This window comes from Bacteroides sp. CAG:189 (genome assembly GCF_000432295.1).
Taxonomy (GTDB): domain Bacteria; phylum Bacteroidota; class Bacteroidia; order Bacteroidales; family Bacteroidaceae; genus Bacteroides; species Bacteroides salyersiae.
Map to the genome: position 1 here is coordinate 1 of NZ_HF990983.1, position 17,694 is coordinate 17,694.

Sequence of the window (17,694 nt, forward strand, 5' to 3'; positions counted from 1 at the left end):
GGGGGCAAGGGGATTTTCGCGTTTATTTTGTATGTATCGCAGATTTTCTTATCTTTGCGGCATCAACTTTTATTAATTTAATGTTTAAAGCAAAATTTTTAAGTATGAAAACTAAATTATTTCTGGCTGCTCTTGCAGTTTCATTCTCTTTTGCATTGACTTCTTGTGGTAACAAACCTGCAAATTCAGAGGTGACTTCAGAAACGGTAGAAGTAGAAACGGTAGAAGCTGCTGCGACAGTTCCTTGTTGTAAAGCTGATTCTGCTGCTTGTGATTCGACGAAAGCATGCTGCAAGGATAAAGAAGCATGCTGCAAGGACAAAGCAGATTGCGAAAAGAAAGCAGATTGCGAAAAAAAATGTGACAAAAAGTAAGCTACGGTATTTAAACGTGTAAATGAATGGGAATAAGACATGTATATGTGTTTTATTCCCATTTTTTATTATAGAAATTCACAGGATTTTGTGATATATTTATTGATAAATAGCAATTATTCTTATGGAATGATATTTTTTTGAATAAAAAAGTAACGTTTTATTTGGTGGGAAAGAAATAATCTCTACCTTTGCATCGTCAAAATATAAAAGAAGACAATAACATGAATCAATCATTTATATATATTCTATTGTGTGGTATTATTATTCTACTGGCAGGGCTTAGTGGAAGTGAGTGTCGCGTATAGATGTGTATGATGAAAATATACGAAAGCCTTTCTCACTTCCCGGTGCGAAAGGCTTTTTTGATGATGTATAATCCGATAAAAACAATAAAAAACAATGAGTGACAGATTATTTATTTTTGACACCACGCTTAGGGATGGTGAACAGGTTCCGGGATGCCAGTTGAATACAGTAGAAAAAATTCAAGTAGCGAAGGCGCTGGAAATACTGGGTGTAGATGTGATTGAAGCGGGGTTTCCCATTTCCAGTCCGGGTGATTTTAATTCAGTAATCGAAATTTCTAAAGCGGTGACATGGCCCACGATTTGTGCTTTGACACGTGCGGTGCAAAAGGATATTGATGTGGCGGTGGATGCTTTGAAATTTGCCAAGCGTAAACGTATCCATACAGGAATCGGTACATCTGATTCTCATATCAAGTATAAATTTAATTCGAACCGTGAAGAGATTATCGAGCGTGCGGTAGCAGCAGTGAAATATGCCCGTCGCTTTGTAGATGATGTAGAGTTTTATGCGGAGGATGCCGGCCGTACGGATAATGAATATTTGGCCCGTGTGGTTGAAGCCGTTATTAAGGCAGGGGCTACTGTAGTGAATATTCCGGATACAACCGGCTATTGCCTGCCCTCGGAATACGGTGCGAAAATCAAATATCTGATGCAACATGTGGCGGGTATTGAGAAAGCGATCTTGTCTACACATTGCCATAATGATTTGGGTATGGCCACTGCTAATACGATAGCCGGAGTTTTGAACGGTGCCCGTCAGGTGGAAGTGACCATTAATGGTATTGGTGAACGTGCTGGAAATACTGCACTTGAAGAGATAGCCATGATTATCAAGAGTCATCATGAGATCGATATTGAAACGAATATCAATACACATAAAATTTATCCGACGAGCCGGATGGTATCGAGCTTGATGAATATGCCTGTACAGCCTAACAAAGCGATTGTCGGACGAAATGCTTTTGCCCATTCATCGGGGATCCATCAGGATGGTGTGTTGAAGAATGTACAGACTTATGAAATCATCGACCCGAAAGATGTGGGTATTGATGATAATTCCATTGTATTGACAGCCCGCAGTGGACGTGCTGCTTTGAAGAATCGTCTTTCTGTGCTGGGAGTGACGCTTGATCAGGATAAATTGGATAAGGTATATGAAGAGTTCTTGAAGCTGGCTGATCGTAAAAAAGATATTCATGATGATGATATTCTTGTATTGGCAGGAGCCGATCGCAGTCAGAACCATCGTATTAAATTGGAATATCTTCAGGTGACGAGCGGAGTGGGAGTTCGTTCCGTTGCCAGTCTCGGATTGAATATAGCCGGTGAGAAGTTTGAAGCGGCCGCCAGTGGAAATGGGCCGGTAGATGCTGCTATTAAGGCGTTGAAACGAATAATAGACCGTCATATGACTTTGAAAGAGTTTACGATTCAAGCAATCAGTAAAGGTAGTGATGATGTAGGTAAAGTACACATGCAGGTAGAATATGATAACCAGATGTATTACGGCTTTGGTGCCAATACCGATATTATTGCCGCATCCGTAGAAGCCTATATCGACTGTATCAATAAGTTCAGCAAATAGACAACAGGAGTTAGAGTATTTCAATCGTAATTTGTAAATTGTAAAATCGTAAATAAACAAATGAATACATTATTTGATAAAATCTGGGATGCACACGTGGTAACTACGGTGGAAGATGGTCCTACACAACTTTATATCGACAGATTGTATTGTCATGAGGTAACCAGTCCGCAAGCTTTTGCAGGATTGCGTGCACGTGGAATCAAATGTTTCCGTCCGGAAAAGATATATTGTATGCCGGATCATAATACGCCGACGCATGATCAGGATAAGCCGATCGAAGATCCTGTTTCCAAAACACAGGTGGATACCTTGACAAAGAATGCGAAGGATTTCGGTCTGACTCATTTCGGGATGATGGATAAAAGGAACGGTATCATACATGTAGTCGGTCCGGAGCGTGGGTTGACTTTGCCGGGTATGACGATTGTCTGCGGAGATTCGCATACTTCTACTCATGGAGCAATGGGGGCAGTGGCTTTCGGTATCGGAACCAGTGAGGTAGAGATGGTATTGGCATCACAATGTATTTTGCAGTCGCGTCCAAAAACGATGCGTATCACGGTGGATGGAAAACCGGGTGAAGGAGTTACTGCCAAAGACATTGCACTTTATATGATGTCGAAGATGACGACCAGTGGTGCAACCGGATATTTTGTGGAATATGCGGGGGAAGCGATTCGTAACTTGACGATGGAAGGTCGTCTGACACTTTGTAATCTTTCTATCGAGATGGGCGCACGCGGTGGCATGGTAGCTCCGGATGAAGTTACATTCGAATACATCAAAGGTCGTGAAAATGCACCGAAAGGTGAAGAGTGGGAGAAGGCGTTGGCTTATTGGAGAACGTTGAAGAGTGAAGAGGATGCCGTTTTCGATAAGGAGGTACGCTTTGATGCTGCGGATATCGAACCGATGATTACTTACGGAACAAATCCGGGTATGGGTATGGGAATCACACAATTTATCCCGACTACAGATGATATGAACGAAACGACGAAGGCGTCTTTTATCAAATCTTTGGATTATATGGGTTTTCGGCCGGGAGAGTCTTTACTGGGTAAGAAGATTGACTATGTATTTCTGGGGGCTTGTACCAATGGGCGTATTGAGGATTTCCGGGCTTTTGCTTCTTTGGTGAAAGGACGGAAGAAAGCCGATCATGTGATTGCATGGTTGGTTCCCGGTTCTTGGATGGTAGACGAGCAGATTCGGGAAGAGGGATTGGATAAAATTTTGGAAGAAGCCGGTTTTGCTATCCGCCAGCCGGGTTGTTCAGCTTGTCTGGCAATGAATGATGATAAAATACCGGCAGGCAAATATTCCGTATCTACCAGCAACCGTAACTTTGAAGGCCGTCAGGGACCGGGGGCGCGTACATTGCTGGCAAGTCCGCTTGTTGCTGCTGCGGCAGCGGTGACCGGGGTGATTACCGATCCGAGAGAAATGATGAGATAGGATTTTCGATTGGACGATTTACCGTTTACGGTCGAAGTAAGTTCGTAAATCGGGATCGTCTGTGTAAGTCAAAAGTAATATCAATCGTAAATAGTAAATCGTTAAATCGTAAATAAAAAAGATGAAAGCAAAATTCAATATACTGACAAGTACATGTGTACCTCTGCCATTGGAGAATGTAGATACAGACCAGATTATACCGGCACGTTTTCTGAAAGCGACGACGAAAGAGGGGTTTGGAGAAAATCTGTTTCGCGACTGGCGTTATGACAAACAGGGAAATAAGATCGAATCATTTGTACTGAATGATCCTACTTATGGCGGTCAGATTCTGGTAGCCGGAAAGAATTTCGGTTCGGGTTCGAGCCGTGAGCATGCTGCGTGGGCCATTGCCGATTATGGCTTTCGGGTGGTGGTGAGTAGCTTTTTTGCCGATATTCATAAAAATAATGAGTTGAACAATTTTGTGTTGCCGGTGGTGGTAACCGAAGAATTCCTGGCAGAACTGTTTGATTCTATTTTCAAGAATCCGAAGACGGAAGTAGAGGTGAACTTGCCGGAGCAGACCATAACCAATAAAGCCACCGGGAAAAGCGAATCTTTTGAAATCAATGCGTATAAGAAGCATTGCCTTATGAATGGATTGGATGATATAGACTTCTTGCTGACAAACAAAGAAAAGATAGAACAATGGGAAAAGGCGTCAAAATAGAAATCATGGACACAACCCTCCGCGACGGTGAACAGACCAGTGGAGTGTCTTTTGTGCCTCATGAAAAACTAATGATAGCCCGACTGTTGCTGGAAGAACTGAAGGTAGACCGTGTGGAGGTGGCTTCGGCACGGGTGTCTGAAGGGGAATTCGACGCGGTAAAGATGATCTGTGACTGGGCGGCCCGTAGAAATCTGCTGCAAAAGGTAGAGGTCTTGGGATTTGTGGACGGTCGTACTTCGCTGGATTGGATTCATGCTACCGGATGCCGTGTCATCAATTTATTGTGTAAAGGCTCGCTGAAGCACTGTACTTATCAGTTGAAGAAAACTCCTGAAGAGCATATTGAAGATATTCTTGCCGTAGTGGATTATGCCAACGAATTGGATATCGAAGTCAATGTGTATCTTGAAGACTGGAGTAACGGTATGAAGGATTCTCCCGAATATGTGTTCCGGATTGTCGATGCATTGAAACAGACCAGTATCAAACGTTTCATGTTGCCTGATACGTTAGGTGTTCTGAATCCGTTGCAGGTGATCGAGTTCATGCGGAAGATGAAGAAGCGTTATCCGGATACCCACTTCGACTTCCATGCTCACAATGACTATGACTTGGCGGTGAGTAATGTGCTTGCTGCCGTGTTGAGTGGCGTGAAAGGGCTTCATACTACCATCAATGGTCTGGGCGAGCGTGCGGGTAATGCTCCTTTGGCAAGTGTGCAGGCTATCCTGAAAGACCATTTCAATGCTATTACCAATATTGATGAGAGCCGTCTGAACGATGTAAGCCGGGTAGTGGAATCTTATTCCGGTATTGTGATACCGGCCAATAAGCCGATTGTTGGTGAGAATGTATTCACACAGGTAGCCGGCGTGCATGCGGATGGCGACAATAAGAGTAACCTTTATTGCAATGATCTTTTGCCCGAACGTTTCGGGCGGATACGCGAGTATGCTTTAGGCAAAACTTCCGGCAAGGCGAACATACGTAAGAATCTCGAAAGCTTAGGACTCGAGTTGGATGAAGAATCTATGAGGAAAGTAACCGAACGTATCATCGAGCTGGGTGATAAGAAAGAACTCGTGACGCAGGAGGATCTTCCGTATATCATTTCTGATGTATTGAAGCACGATGGCATGAATAATAAGGTGAAACTCAAGAGCTATTTTGTGACGTTGGCAAACGGATTGAAGCCTATGGCTACATTGAGTGTTGAAATAGACGGGCAGGTGTACGAAGAGAGTTCATCCGGTGACGGTCAGTACGATGCTTTTGTGCGTGCATTGCGCAAAATATACAAAGTGACCTTGGGACGTAAATTCCCGATGCTGATAAATTATGCCGTGAGTATTCCTCCCGGAGGCCGTACCGATGCTTTCGTGCAGACGGTCATCACTTGGAGTTTCGGCGAGAAAGTATTCCGTACCCGTGGATTGGACGCTGACCAGACAGAAGCAGCCATCAAGGCTACGATTAAGATGCTGAATATAATAGAAGAATATTAATAATAGTGATAAAAGTGGTTAGTGATAAGTGATTGGCGGAAAACAACCGGTAATTACTATCCGTTAACCGCTTGTCACTAATCACTAATTTACTAATTAACATGGATTTTAAAATTGCTGTATTAGCGGGAGACGGCATCGGGCCGGAGATTTCCGTACAAGGTGTGGAGGTGATGAGTGCCGTTTGTGAGAAGTTTGGACATAAAGTAGATTATGAATATGCTATTTGCGGTGCGGATGCGATAGATAAGGTAGGCGATCCTTTTCCGGAAGAGACTTTCCGGATATGCAAGGATGCTGACGCCGTGCTTTTTTCTGCCGTAGGTGATCCGAAGTTTGATAATGATCCTACTGCCAAGGTGCGTCCGGAGCAGGGATTGCTGGCTATGCGCAAGAAGTTGGGGCTTTTTGCAAATATACGTCCCGTCCAGACTTTTAAATGCTTGGTTCATAAGTCGCCTTTGCGTGCCGAACTGGTAGAAGGGGCTGATTTTCTTTGTATCCGCGAATTGACCGGTGGTATGTATTTCGGTGAAAAATACCAGGATAATGACAAGGCTTATGATACGAACATGTATACCCGTCCCGAGATAGAACGTATCTTGAAGACGGCTTTTGAATATGCGATGAAGCGCCGTAAGCACCTCACGGTGGTAGATAAGGCAAATGTGCTTGCTTCCAGCCGTTTGTGGCGTCAGATCGCACAGGAGATGGCACCTGCTTATCCTGAAGTGACCACAGATTATATGTTTGTGGATAATGCGGCTATGAAGATGATACAGGAACCGAAATTCTTTGATGTGATGGTGACGGAAAATACTTTCGGAGACATTCTTACGGATGAAGGTTCGGTTATCAGTGGTTCTATGGGATTGCTGCCTTCAGCTTCGACCGGTGAAAGTACTCCGGTATTCGAGCCGATTCACGGTTCATGGCCACAGGCGAAAGGATTGAATATTGCCAATCCGTTGGCGCAGATTCTTTCAGTAGCTATGCTTTTCGAGTATTTCGACTGTAAAGAAGAGGGAGCACTGATCCGCCGGGCGGTGGACGCTTCTTTGGATGCTAATGTACGTACTCCGGAGATACAGGTGACCGGTGGTGAAAAATATGGTACGAAAGAGGTAGGAGAGTGGATTGTCGATTATGTTCGAAAGGCAGCCTCTCCCCAGCCCTCTCCGTGGGAGAGGGAGCTAAGTTAGTCTTGAATCGATTCAGAAGACAGAAGAACAAAAGAACATATTTCCTGCATAGCTTTTACAGGTATTTTATTTGTTCTTTTGTTTGAAAAATAGTAATTAGCTCATGGCTAATCAGTTTTGAAGCCTCTCCCCAACCCTCTTCGTAAGAGAGAGTGTACAGATACTCTTGTCTATCAATTAGTTACAAAACTAACTTAGCTCCCTCTCCCACGGAGAGGGCTGGGGAGAGGCTGCCGTTTTATATTGTATGTATCGCCGAATAGATCAGGATTCCCACAGTAGTCAATAGTCCGATATAAATGGGAACCTCTGTCTGCCGGGCATTTCTGAAATCTTCTTTTGTCACCTTTCGTAGCAGATAGTACATAAGTGCGGCACCGCACAAACCTACCAGCATCCCTACTATCAGGTCTCCCGGATAATGTAATCCTAAATAGATGCGGGTATAGCAATTGACAGTAGCCCATATACAGATGAACAGGCTGAGCCATCGTTTACGGAACAGGAATACGAGGAAAAAAGCCAAGCCGAACGAATTGGAAGCATGGCAGGACGGGAATCCGAAACCACCGCCCCGTCTTCCGTTGACGATATGTACCAGGTCGGCAATCGGACTTGCCGGATTGGAGGGTCGGGGACGTTCTACGATCGGACGGATAAGGGTGGCGCAAACTTGATCGGCGAATGTGATGGTAAGGGTGATTGCTATCAGGCAAAGCAGGGTAACTTTCCAGTTATAGTTTTTCAATAATACGTATAATATGCCGGCGTACATCGGTACCCATATCCACTTGCCGGTAAAGACTGGCATGAAATAATCACCGAATGTATTGTGCAGCCCGTTCAGATAAAGCAGCAGGCTCTGGTCTGCTTCGGTGAGTGATTGTAATAGTTGGTATGTCATCTTTGTGGTTTTTTAATGTTTATCTTTTAGCGAGGTCATCGTATAGTTTCTGCAAGTATGCTTTTCCTTTATTCAGATTTTCACCTTGGTGTGTTCCTTCATCCATCGCAACTGTATTTGATTCACAGTTGAATACCACTTCATTATCGGCTGTAACCATTCCGAATATATTGGGGAAAGTGAAAAATGCGAAATGAGGTGAAGACGGATTAAGGATGTTTTTGCTGAAAGTAAAATCATCGTGAGGTAGTCCTAACTGTGCCAGTAAGGTGGCGGCTATGTCGATTTGTGAGCCGTAAGCTGTAATTCTCTGCGGTTCTTTTACCGCACCTCCGGTCAGGATTAGGGGAATGGTATAGCGCTCGGGCGAAAGATGGTCTATACTTTCGGGGTATACACCTAAATGATCGGGTACGAAAAGAACGACACTGTTTTTCCAAAGAGGGGTTTCTTTGAGTTGGCGTACAAAATCTCCGGCACAACTGTCGGTATAGGCGAAAGCATTCAGTTTGGCATTCGACAATTTGCTGTAAGGTACTTCGAATGGCTCGTGACTGCTGGACGTCTGTAAAATCTTGAAAAAAGGCTCCTGTTGCGGTTCGGTCTTTAAGTCTGTCAAGATCCGGTGGAACAGGATGTGATCGTGTACTCCCCATTTACTGAGACGTTCGGAGACGGGAAAATCATTTTGGGAAACGATCTTTTCAATCCCGGTAGATACCAGATACGAACGCATGTTGGTGAAATCGGCATCGCCTCCGTAGTAATATTGCAGGTCGTATCCTGCTTTCTTCAGACTGGCAGGAATGGAAGGAAGACTCTGTGTTTTACGGGTATATTTCATGATACTCGTAGTAGGCTGGGCGGGGTATCCGCTAATGATGGATACCAAGCCCCGGTCGGTGCGGAAGCTGTTGGCATAGAAATGGGTAAACAGGATACCTTCTTTGGCAAATTCGTCCATATTGACCGCTATACCGGGTTCACCACCGAGTGTTTCCATCAAATGTGAAGAAAAACTTTCGAGTATGATCATGATAATGTTAGGACGTTCCGTGTTGAACAAGCGGGGGATGGAATCTGTCACGGGCTTATCCGTCAATTCGGAAAATAAAATATCTGCCTCTTCAGCAGGCATAAAGCGATATTGTTTATCGAAATCCGCCTGTCTGGAAAAGGAATCCAACAGGCTGAAAGCCGGATTGATGGCGGCATGGTTCAACCGTTGGTCGGCACTGAAAAAAACTCTGCCTAAATTCATGGTTGATACGCTGAATCCTCCGCGTATCGGGATAAAAAGCAGACCGGTAGCCAACAGGAGTACTCCGGATACGCTCAAACGGCGATAAGGTATCTTTAACGGACGTTTTTCGTTAACCAGTATCCATGAGAAGACGAAATATAAAAGTGCTGCATAAACCGCCATCGCAAGAATACCTCCGGCCACCACCCATAGGCTGACGCTGGCAAGAGCATCTTTGGGAGAAGAGAAGAAATAAAACAATGGTGTGGTATCGAGCCGGAAACCCCAATAACCATATAGGCCGAGGTCGCTTATAAATATGCAGGAGAGCAATATGGATATGATGGTGAAATAGATGCGGCGTATCAGTTGTAATATCCGTGAGTCTGTCCATGCGGATGCTATCAGCAGTAACCCGGGAAGAATGGTCAGATATCCTGCCAGTGACAGATCGAGTGGAAGCCCGTGTCCGATTACACTGAACCAGTCCGTCCATGACACCTTATTATATAAGGTATAATAATAAGCCATGAAAATGGGTTTTTGCAGAATAAAGATAAATACAAAAAGAAAATAGGTAGTAATGAATTGTATAAGTCTTCTCTTCATACGATATACTTAAAAAGATTGAACGCAGGCAAAGGTACTATACTTTTCTTTATCTTTGCACATTAACTGATGTAAAACAGTGATAATTATGAAAAAAGTAGCAAAGAATCTGATAGGATTGATCGGGCATACTCCATTGATGGAGCTGTCCGGATATAGCGCTAAGTATGGCTTGGAAGGAAATATTGTGGCCAAACTCGAAGCCTTTAATCCTGCCGGAAGTGTGAAGGACCGTGTTGCGCTTTCGATGATAGAAGATGCCGAGGAACGGGGACTTTTGAAGCCGGGAGCCACCATAATAGAGCCTACAAGCGGTAATACCGGTGTCGGATTGGCGATGGTAGCTACCATTAAAGGTTATCGTCTGATACTGACCATGCCGGAGACAATGAGTCTTGAACGCCGGAATCTGCTGAAAGCGTTAGGAGCGCAGATTGTGTTGACGGATGGTATGGCCGGCATGTCCGGTTCTATTGCAAAAGCACAGGAACTGAAAGCTACGATTCCCGGTTCGGTCATATTACAGCAATTTGAGAACCCTGCCAATGCGGCTGTACACGAACGTACCACAGGAGAAGAAATATGGGAAGATACCGGAGGACAGATTGCTGCTTTCGTTGCCGGGGTAGGAACCGGTGGAACTATCTGTGGTGTGGCTCGTGCATTGAAAAAACACAATCCCGTTGTTTATGTAATGGCTGTTGAACCTGCCGCTTCTCCGGTGTTGGCTGGCGGTGTGGCTGCCCCTCACCGGATACAGGGAATCGGTGCCAATTTTATTCCGAAGATTTATGATGCTTTCGTGGTAGATGAAGTAATGGGAGTACCCGATGATGAAGCGATACGTGCCGGGCGCGAACTTGCTGCTACGGAAGGATTATTGGCCGGTATTTCTTCCGGTGCAGCCGTTTATGCGGCGCGGAAGTTAGCGGAACGTCCGGAGTTTGCCGGCAAGATGATTGTAGCATTATTGCCCGATACGGGGGAGCGCTACTTGTCGACGGAGTTGTTTGCATTCGATGCGTATCCGTTGGACTGAATAATTGGCCAATGTGGCAATGTGCCAATATGCCAATTGGGGAATTGAAAGAATGAATTGGATAATTAATAAATTATTCATTGGACACTTGGTATATTATATGCATTGGTATATTATTTAGCGCAGCCAATTGGCACATTGGCATATTTGCACATTATTAAATTATTAGTATGATGAAGTCAATCTTTGTTTTTTCCCTCCTCTTTTTCTCTTCTTTGACGGTTTCCGCTCAAACCTATCGTGAACTTTCTGAAAAGGCGATAGACTGTATAGAAAGAGACAGCTTGGCGCAGGCAGAAGATCTGCTGGTACAGGCTATGAAACTCGAACCGTCCAATCCTCATAATGCGTTGCTGTTTTCCAATCTCGGATTGGTGCAGCGTCGGTTAGGACGTTATGATGATGCGCTTCAATCGTATACTTATGCATTGAATATCGCTCCTAATGCCGTACCTATCCTATTGGATCGTGCTGCTATTTATATGGAGAAAGGAATGACCGATCGTGCTTTTCTGGACTATTCCGAAGCGCTCGAGGCCGATAAGGGCAATAAGGAAGCTTTATTGATGCGGGCCTATATCTATACTGTCCGGCGTGATTATAAAGCGGCGCGTCTCGACTATGACCGGTTGTTGGAACTGGATTCTAAGAGTTATGCCGGCCGTCTCGGGTTGGCTACTCTCGAACAGAAAGAAGGCAAATTCCGGGAAGCTCTTGAACTGGTAAATAAATTGCTGGTAGAAAATCCGGATGACGCTACTCTTTATGTGGCCCGTGCCGATATAGAACGGGAGATGGAACATTTGGAACTGGCTCTTGTCGATCTTGAAGAAGCGATTCGCTTGTCTTCATCATTGATGGATGCTTATTTGCTTCGTGGTGACATTTATCTGCTTCAGAAGAGGAAAGCACTTGCCAAAGCCGATTATGAAAAGGCGATTTCTCTCGGAGTACCGCCGTCTGATCTGTATGAGAAGCTGAAACAATGTAAATAAGTTGCTTGGATGCGGGGCGTTTCGTAATTGTGAGATGATCGTCTCATAACTGTGAGACGCACGTTTCTCAATTGAGTGACGATCGTCTCACAACTGTGAAACACTATATATTACCGTATCTTATTCGGTATTTTCCGTTATCTTTCATTTGAATTGACGTATCAGTTCGATGAACTCCTTACCGTACTTTTTCTTTTTATACTCTCCTATACCACTGATACTACCGAATTCCTCGATTGTTGTGGGTTGTGCCATACTGAGCAGGTGCAGTACTTTGTCCGATAAAACTATATAGGCGGGAATTGCTTCTTGTTCGGCTAATTGTTTGCGGAGTCCGCGTAAAGCTTCGAACAAATCTTTGTTCTCAGTTGTTGTTAGTCCCAAAGGCAGTTCTTTATTGACAACCACCTTTTTTCCCCTCCTTTTGGAGGTTGTGTTTTCTTCTCGTCGGATGGCCACTAATTTTGTCTTTTTTCGTCCAAATAGTATGTCATTTCCGATTTCCGTAATTTTCAAATGATTATTTTCATTATATGCAATTTCGAAAAAGCCCATTTGCAGAATTTGTAATAAATAGTCTTGCCAGTCTCTGGCTGAAATATCACGTCCGACTCCAAAAGTTTTTAGCTTTTCGTATCCTCTTTCTACGAGTTCGGAGGAAAATGATCCACGCAAAATGTCAATTAACATGCTTGTTCCTATCTGTTCTCCGGTACGCGCAATTGCACTGAGTGCTTTTTGCACAATTATCGTGCCATCGAACTGTTCCGGAGGGTTTCGGCAAACATCACAATTACCACAATCCTTTTCTACTTTCTCGCCGAAATAGCTCAGAAGAATCCGTCTCCTGCAAATGTTGGCTTCTGCATATTGCTGCATCCGTTGCAGCTTCTCCAGATTGATTGATTGCTGGTTGCTTTCAGTGGCAAATTTAGTGAGCAGGATCAAGTCTCCCAAAGAATAGAAAAGGAGGGTGTCGCTTGGCATTCCGTCTCGCCCGGCCCGGCCTATTTCCTGATAAAAGCTCTCGATACTTTTGGGAAGATTATAGTGGATCACCCAACGGACATTTGATTTGTCAATCCCCATTCCAAAGGCAATTGTGGCGCAGACCACCTGTATACGGTCATTGATGAAATCGTCCTGCGTTGCATCCCGTTGCTGGGTTGAAAGCCCCGCATGATAGACTCCGCAGCGTATTCCATGCTTTTGTAACATCTGTGCTACGGTCTCTGTTTTACTGCGGCTCATGCAATATATGATGCCGCACTCACCGGCGTGCCGGTCGATAAATTCCAGTATGGTCCTGCTCTTTTCTTTCTGTTGGTATCCCCGTTTCACGGCCAGGCTGAGGTTGGGGCGGTCGAAAGAAGAGATAAACACTTTCGGATCGGTGAGATGCAGTTGGCGTATGATGTCTTCACGCGTGATCTTATCGGCTGTGGCTGTCAGTGCGATAATAGGTATATGCGGGAATACCTGATGTAATATGCCCATTTGAGCATACTCAGGGCGGAAATCATGTCCCCATTGCGAGATGCAGTGTGCTTCGTCGATGGCAAAGAGGGAAAGATGCATGTCCCGCAGCAGATAGTCGATTTCGGTGATCAGTTTTTCGGGAGATATATAGAGGAGTTTCAGTTTGCCTTCGATGCAGGCACGCCGCAGATTGGCATTTTCGGTTTCGTCATTGCTACTGTTCAGTGCTCCTGCGGCTATTCCGTTGGCCCGGAGCGTTTCTACCTGGTCTTTCATCAATGATATAAGCGGAGATACCACGACGGCAGTACCTTCGCAAAGCAGCGCAGGGAGTTGGTAGCAGATCGATTTTCCTCCTCCGGTGGGCATTAATACCAGGCTGTCTTTCCGATCCAGTAAATTCTGGATAATCTCTTCTTGCAGGGGGCGGAAACTTTCATAACCGAAGTAGGTTTTCAGTGTTTGGATCATGGTTCGTATTTTGAAACTTTTTGCAAAGGTACTATTTTCTTCGGTCTATCATCTATATTGATAGATGATGGCAGGAAATTAAATAATCTGTGATCGAAAACACCCCCTCCGGAAGTTAAAGTTTCTTATTCTCTATGTTCTTTCTCACAAATTTCATCATTTTGATAGTTCAGTTATAAAAAATATATACTCAAAAGTTGCATATGTGAAAATAATGTCCGAAATTTGTGACATGGAAATATTGCTCCATTGTAGCAATAATTAAAAACAAACCCTAACCAGTTAATTTCAATGAGTAATTTAGAAAACAAAAAACAGGAAGAGACTCCGAAGAAGCGCCCTTATAACTTGAGGGAGAAGAAAGAGAAGAAAGCAGCGTATCGTTCTTTAATCAGACCGGAACTTGCAGATGAATTGTATGACAAGATATTGAATATCGTTGTCGTTCAGAAGAAGTACAGAGATCCTGACTATTCTGCAAAGGATTTGGCGAAAGAACTGAAAACGAATACGCGTTATTTATCCGCAGTAGTTAATTCTCGTTTCGGCCAGAATTATTCTTGCTTGCTGAACGAATACAGAGTGAAAGACGCTTTGCATTTATTGACAGACAAGAGATATGCAGATAAGAATGTGGAAGAAATCAGTGCAATGGTTGGTTTTGCTAACCGTCAGTCTTTCTATGCCGCTTTCTATAAGAATGTAGGTAAGACTCCTAATGGTTATCGCAAAGAACACCTTGAGAGCAAGAAGTAACAACGTATTTAATATGTAGAATAGAAAAGGAAATATTCCGGGCTGAAAAATCCCGGGATGCTTCCTTTTTGTGATTTGGGGCCTCTCCCCAGCCCTCTCCGTGGGAGAGGGGGTGTAGATACTATTATTATTTATTAACCGGTAATCAAGCTAACTTAGCCCCCTCTCCCACGGGGAAGGCTGGGAAGAGGCTTTCCCCCTTTTTATGAAAAAGCATCTTATTATTTCGATGGCTGTAACCGCTACTGTGCTGACGTCATGCGGCGGTGCCAAAACAACGACTGCCCAGGCAGATAAATTTGATTATACAGTGGAACAATTTGCCGATTTACAGATATTGCGCTACCGGGTTCCCGGATTTGAGGACCTGTCGCTGAAACAGAAAGAATTGATTTATTATCTCACGGAGGCTGCACTCGAAGGACGTGATATCCTCTTTGATCAGAATGGAAAGTATAACTTGCGTATCCGGCGAATGCTGGAAGCCGTATACACTAACTACAAGGGAGACAAGAACAGCGCCGATTTTAAAAATATGGAGACGTATCTTAAACGGGTATGGTTCTCTAACGGCATTCACCATCATTATGGTTCGGAGAAGTTCGTACCTGGTTTCTCTCAGGATTTCCTTAAACAGGCGGTGACGGGCATCGATGCTTCCTTGCTTCCTCTCTCTGAAGGTCAGACAAAGGAGCAATTGTGCGAAGAAATATTCCCGGTGATTTTTGATCCGGCTATTCTGCCTAAACGGGTGAATCAAGCCGATGGTGAAGATCTGATACTGACCTCTGCCTGTAACTATTATGATGGAGTGACTCAGGCGGAAGCGGAAGCTTTCTACAATAAGATGAAAGATCCGAAAGACGAGACGCCGGTTTCATACGGCTTAAACAGTCGTTTGGTAAAAGAGAATGGTAAGATACAAGAGAAAGTATGGAAAGTTGGCGGACTTTATACGCAAGCCATTGAAAAGATCGTCTATTGGTTGAAGAAAGCCGAAGGGGTGGCCGAAGATGAAGCGCAGAGAGCTGCCATCGGTAAGCTGATCGAGTTTTATGAGACGGGCGACTTAAAGACTTTTGACGAATACGCCATTTTGTGGGTGAAAGACTTGAACTCCCGTATTGATTTCGTAAATGGTTTTACCGAAAGCTACGGTGATCCGCTCGGCATGAAGGCCAGTTGGGAATCTCTTGTTAATTTCAAGGATTTGGAGGCTACACACCGTACGGAAGTGATTAGCAGCAATGCGCAATGGTTTGAAGATCATTCTCCGGTAGATCCCCGGTTCCGGAAAGATCAGGTGAAAGGAGTTTCTGCGAAAGTGATAACTGCAGCTATTCTTGCCGGTGATCTTTATCCTGCAACGGCTATCGGCATCAATCTGCCTAATGCGAACTGGATACGTGCGCACCATGGTTCCAAGTCCGTAACCATTGGAAATATCACGGATGCTTATAATAAAGCTGCCCACGGTAATGGCTTTAACGAAGAGTTTGTATACAGTGATGCGGAGATCGCACTGATAGACCGGTACTCGGACTTGACGGATGAACTGCATACCGACTTGCACGAATGTTTAGGGCATGGTTCCGGTAAATTGCTTCCGGGAGTCGATCCGGATGCCTTGAAGGCTTACGGTTCTACCATTGAAGAGGCGCGTGCCGATCTTTTCGGATTGTATTATGTGGCTGATCCGAAACTGGTCGAGTTGGGGCTGCTTCCCAGCAATGAAGCGTATAAAGCGCAGTATTACACTTATCTCATGAACGGGCTGATGACACAATTGGTACGTATCCAGCCGGGTAATACGGTGGAAGAGGCACATATGCGTAACCGTCAGCTTATCGCCCGTTGGGTATTTGAGAAAGGTGCTGCCGATAAAGTGGTAGAGTTGGTGAAGAAGGACGGTAAGACTTATGTGGCAGTGAATGATTATGAAAAAGTACGTCAACTTTTCGGTGAGTTGCTGGCGGAGATTCAGCGTATTAAATCTACCGGTGATTTTGCGGCTGCCCGTGCATTGGTAGAAGATTATGCCGTGAAAGTAGATCCTACTCTTCATGCAGAAGTCTTGGAACGTTATAAGAAACTTAATCTTGCCCCATACAAGGGATTTGTGAATCCTAAATATGAGGCGGTAACGGATGAGAACGGGGCAGTAACCGATGTTACCGTAACTTATGACGAGGGATATGCAGAGCAGATGTTACGTTATAGTAAGGACTACTCTCCATTGCCTTCTGTGAATTAGTTGCAAGCTACGAACTGTGAGTGGTACGCGTGGTTAATATGTTGTATATTAGTATTGTAACCTCTGCTTTGTGGTCTGTAACCTGTAACTTGTAACTAAAAAAACAATGGATATAAAAGAACAACTGAAAGATATCAAGACACAACTCCGGCTTTCGATGAACGGGGTTGTGTCTCAAAGTATGCGTGAGAAGGGCTTAAACTATAAACTTAATTTCGGGGTGGAGTTGCCTCGGATCAAAAGTATAGCAGCTGCATATGAGAAGAATCATGAACTGGCACAAACCCTATGGAAAGAGGATATTCGTGAGTGTAAAATTCTTGCAGGATTGTTACAGCCGGTAGAGACTTTCTTTCCGGAAATCGCAGATATATGGGTAGAGAACATGCCGAATATCGAGATAGCGGAGCTTACCTGTATGAATCTTTTTCAACACTTGCCTTATGCTCCGGCCAAATCATTCCATTGGATCGCTTCGGAAGAGGAGTATGCGCAGATTTGCGGTTTCCTTACTATTGCCCGTTTGCTGATGAAAAAAGGGGATATGGCCGAGCGTCCTGCCGGAGAATTTCTGGATCAGGCTGTTTGTGCTGTTCTTTCCGGCAGCTATCATGTGCGTAATGCCGCTTTGCTTGCCATCCGTAAATATATGCAGCACAGTGAAGAACACGCATTCCAGGTCTGCCGTCTGGTAGAAGGCATGAAAGATTCATCCGTAGAAGCCGAACAGGTATTATATAATACGGTGAAAGAAGAGGCCTCTCCCCACCCCTCTCCGTGGGAGAGGGAGC

General features: G+C 44.4%; 14 protein-coding genes. 11 read left to right on the forward strand and 3 right to left on the reverse strand.

Annotated features, from left to right (window positions below):
- Nucleotides 1-104 precede the first annotated feature (104 nt).
- From QVP90_RS01115 to leuB, 6 genes are all read left to right on the forward strand, one after another.
- Nucleotides 105-374, forward strand: a complete 270-nt coding sequence (locus tag QVP90_RS01115; RefSeq protein ID WP_021935459.1) for a hypothetical protein — start codon at nt 105-107, stop codon at nt 372-374.
- Nucleotides 375-776: 402 nt separating this feature from the next.
- Entirely contained in the window at nt 777-2,273 is a 1,497-nt protein-coding gene (locus QVP90_RS01120) for a 2-isopropylmalate synthase (protein ID WP_007481357.1), read from the forward strand.
- Nucleotides 2,274-2,333: 60 nt separating this feature from the next.
- The gene (leuC, locus tag QVP90_RS01125) at nt 2,334-3,731 is read left to right on the forward strand and encodes a 3-isopropylmalate dehydratase large subunit (RefSeq protein WP_021935460.1); all 1,398 of its coding nucleotides are present in this window, start codon (nt 2,334-2,336) and stop codon (nt 3,729-3,731) included.
- A 121-nt stretch (nt 3,732-3,852) separates the two neighbouring features.
- Nucleotides 3,853-4,443 (forward strand): 3-isopropylmalate dehydratase small subunit, encoded by a 591-nt coding sequence (leuD, locus tag QVP90_RS01130; RefSeq protein ID WP_007481360.1) that lies wholly within the window; start codon nt 3,853-3,855, stop codon nt 4,441-4,443.
- On the forward strand, nt 4,422-5,951 hold the full coding sequence (locus QVP90_RS01135; protein ID WP_005929389.1) for an alpha-isopropylmalate synthase regulatory domain-containing protein: 1,530 nt from the start codon (nt 4,422-4,424) through the stop codon (nt 5,949-5,951). Before leuD ends, QVP90_RS01135 begins: the two co-directional genes overlap by 22 nt.
- Nucleotides 5,952-6,052: 101 nt before the next feature.
- Nucleotides 6,053-7,153, forward strand: coding sequence for a 3-isopropylmalate dehydrogenase (leuB, locus tag QVP90_RS01140; RefSeq protein WP_005929391.1), 1,101 nt, complete (start codon nt 6,053-6,055; stop codon nt 7,151-7,153).
- 238 nt (nt 7,154-7,391) lie between these two features.
- On the opposite strand, the gene QVP90_RS01145 is transcribed toward leuB, so the two are convergent.
- Both QVP90_RS01145 and QVP90_RS01150 read right to left on the reverse strand, forming a co-directional pair.
- The gene (locus tag QVP90_RS01145) at nt 7,392-8,057 is read right to left on the reverse strand and encodes a phosphatase PAP2 family protein (RefSeq protein WP_005929393.1); all 666 of its coding nucleotides are present in this window, start codon (nt 8,055-8,057) and stop codon (nt 7,392-7,394) included.
- A 19-nt stretch (nt 8,058-8,076) separates the two neighbouring features.
- Nucleotides 8,077-9,909: an LTA synthase family protein gene (locus tag QVP90_RS01150; protein WP_172680703.1), complete on the reverse strand. Its 1,833-nt coding sequence runs from the start codon at nt 9,907-9,909 to the stop codon at nt 8,077-8,079.
- A gap of 88 nt (nt 9,910-9,997) precedes the next feature.
- Here QVP90_RS01150 and cysK point away from each other — a divergent pair, with 88 nt between their 5' ends.
- Both cysK and QVP90_RS01160 read left to right on the forward strand, forming a co-directional pair.
- The gene (gene cysK / locus QVP90_RS01155) at nt 9,998-10,948 is read left to right on the forward strand and encodes a cysteine synthase A (RefSeq protein ID WP_021935461.1); all 951 of its coding nucleotides are present in this window, start codon (nt 9,998-10,000) and stop codon (nt 10,946-10,948) included.
- 173 nt (nt 10,949-11,121) lie between these two features.
- A complete protein-coding gene (locus QVP90_RS01160; protein ID WP_021935462.1) occupies nt 11,122-11,943 on the forward strand; it encodes a tetratricopeptide repeat protein in 822 nt (273 codons plus the stop codon).
- Nucleotides 11,944-12,087: 144 nt separating this feature from the next.
- Here the strand turns inward: QVP90_RS01160 and recQ are convergent, their stop codons facing one another.
- A complete protein-coding gene (recQ, locus tag QVP90_RS01165; RefSeq protein WP_007481373.1) occupies nt 12,088-13,893 on the reverse strand; it encodes a DNA helicase RecQ in 1,806 nt (601 codons plus the stop codon).
- Between the two features lie 291 nt (nt 13,894-14,184).
- Here recQ and QVP90_RS01170 point away from each other — a divergent pair, with 291 nt between their 5' ends.
- The 3 genes from QVP90_RS01170 to QVP90_RS01180 form a co-directional block, all read left to right on the forward strand.
- The gene (locus QVP90_RS01170; RefSeq protein WP_005929403.1) at nt 14,185-14,649 is read left to right on the forward strand and encodes a helix-turn-helix domain-containing protein; all 465 of its coding nucleotides are present in this window, start codon (nt 14,185-14,187) and stop codon (nt 14,647-14,649) included.
- Between the two features lie 205 nt (nt 14,650-14,854).
- Nucleotides 14,855-16,903, forward strand: a complete 2,049-nt coding sequence (locus tag QVP90_RS01175; RefSeq protein WP_044094046.1) for a dipeptidyl-peptidase 3 family protein — start codon at nt 14,855-14,857, stop codon at nt 16,901-16,903.
- Between the two features lie 106 nt (nt 16,904-17,009).
- Nucleotides 17,010-17,694 (forward strand): DNA alkylation repair protein (locus QVP90_RS01180; protein ID WP_288203670.1); only part of this gene is annotated, 685 nt, incomplete at its 3' end.

Bases quoted from the DNA above. Each gene is read 5' to 3' on its own strand.
- leuB (WP_005929391.1), top strand. From the start codon at position 6,053: ATGGATTTTAAAATTGCTGTATTAGCGGGAGACGGCATCGGGCCGGAG.
- QVP90_RS01160 (WP_021935462.1), top strand. From the start codon at position 11,122: ATGAAGTCAATCTTTGTTTTTTCCCTCCTCTTTTTCTCTTCTTTGACG.
- QVP90_RS01150 (WP_172680703.1), bottom strand. From the start codon at position 9,909: ATGAAGAGAAGACTTATACAATTCATTACTACCTATTTTCTTTTTGTA.
- QVP90_RS01175 (WP_044094046.1), top strand. From the start codon at position 14,855: ATGAAAAAGCATCTTATTATTTCGATGGCTGTAACCGCTACTGTGCTG.
- QVP90_RS01120 (WP_007481357.1), top strand. From the start codon at position 777: ATGAGTGACAGATTATTTATTTTTGACACCACGCTTAGGGATGGTGAA.
- QVP90_RS01115 (WP_021935459.1), top strand. From the start codon at position 105: ATGAAAACTAAATTATTTCTGGCTGCTCTTGCAGTTTCATTCTCTTTT.
- leuD (WP_007481360.1), top strand. From the start codon at position 3,853: ATGAAAGCAAAATTCAATATACTGACAAGTACATGTGTACCTCTGCCA.
- QVP90_RS01170 (WP_005929403.1), top strand. From the start codon at position 14,185: ATGAGTAATTTAGAAAACAAAAAACAGGAAGAGACTCCGAAGAAGCGC.
- QVP90_RS01135 (WP_005929389.1), top strand. From the start codon at position 4,422: ATGGGAAAAGGCGTCAAAATAGAAATCATGGACACAACCCTCCGCGAC.
- cysK (WP_021935461.1), top strand. From the start codon at position 9,998: ATGAAAAAAGTAGCAAAGAATCTGATAGGATTGATCGGGCATACTCCA.
- recQ (WP_007481373.1), bottom strand. From the start codon at position 13,893: ATGATCCAAACACTGAAAACCTACTTCGGTTATGAAAGTTTCCGCCCC.
- leuC (WP_021935460.1), top strand. From the start codon at position 2,334: ATGAATACATTATTTGATAAAATCTGGGATGCACACGTGGTAACTACG.
- QVP90_RS01145 (WP_005929393.1), bottom strand. From the start codon at position 8,057: ATGACATACCAACTATTACAATCACTCACCGAAGCAGACCAGAGCCTG.